The following is a 1,109-nucleotide window of genomic DNA, read 5'->3' as shown; positions in this document are numbered from 1 at the left end:
GTGACCAGGTTCGACAGTATCGAGCGCGCAGTAGCAGATATCGCTGCAGGTAAAGCTGTTGTCGTCGTGGACGACGAGGATCGCGAGAACGAGGGCGACCTCATCTTCGCCGCCGAGAAAGCCACCCCGGAACTGGTGGCGTTCATGGTCAGGTACACCTCCGGCTACCTGTGCGTGCCGCTCGACGGTGACGATTGCGATCGGCTGGGCCTGCCCCCGATGTACGCCACCAACCAGGACAAGCACGGCACCGCCTACACCGTGACCGTCGACGCCCGTGAGGGAATCGGTACCGGCATCTCGGCGTCGGACCGCGCTGCGACGATGCGTCTGCTCGCCAACCCCGAATCCGGTGCCAACGATTTCACTCGTCCCGGCCACGTCGTTCCGCTCCGCGCGAAGGAAGGCGGAGTGCTGCGTCGTCCGGGCCACACGGAAGCTGCAGTCGACCTCGCCCGCATGGCGGACCTGCGTCCCGCCGGCGTCATCTGCGAAATCGTCAGCCAGAAGGACGAAGGCGCGATGGCTCAGACCGACGAGTTGCGAGTCTTCGCCGACGAACACAACCTTGCTCTGATCTCGATCGCGGACCTCATCGCGTGGCGTCGCAAGCACGAGAAGCACGTACTGCGCATCGCCGAGGCGCGCATCCCCACCCGCCACGGTGAGTTCACCGCTGTCGGGTACACCAGCATCTACGACGAGGTCGAGCACGTTGCGCTGGTGCGCGGCGACATCGCAGGCCCCGACGGAGACGGTAGCGACGTACTCGTCCGCGTTCACTCCGAGTGCCTCACCGGCGACGTCTTCGGTTCGCTGCGGTGCGATTGCGGCCCGCAGCTCGACGCCGCACTGGACATGGTCGCCCAGGAAGGCCGCGGCGTTGTTCTGTACATGCGCGGACACGAGGGTCGTGGCATCGGGCTCATGCACAAGCTGCAGGCCTACCAGCTCCAGGACGCCGGTTCGGACACAGTCGATGCCAATCTCGAACTCGGGCTTCCGGCGGACGCCCGTGACTACGGCATCGGTGCGCAGATCCTCGTCGATCTGGGGATCTCGTCGATGCGTCTGCTGACCAACAACCCGGCCAAGCGTGTGGGTCTGGA

Annotated in this window: 1 protein-coding gene; it reads left to right on the top strand. The window is 65.5% G+C overall.

Going from position 1 to position 1,109, the window contains the following annotated elements; genetic code table 11:
- Nucleotides 1–1,109 (top strand): bifunctional 3,4-dihydroxy-2-butanone-4-phosphate synthase/GTP cyclohydrolase II (locus H7C86_RS36930; RefSeq protein WP_259349449.1); only part of this gene is annotated, 1,109 nt, incomplete at both ends.

The organism is Rhodococcus sp. UFZ-B548 (assembly GCF_903819475.1).
Lineage (GTDB): Bacteria > Actinomycetota > Actinomycetes > Mycobacteriales > Mycobacteriaceae > Rhodococcus_F > Rhodococcus_F erythropolis.
The sequence above is the reverse complement of the archived record's forward strand: the minus strand, read 5'-3'. Positions and strand labels throughout refer to the sequence as shown.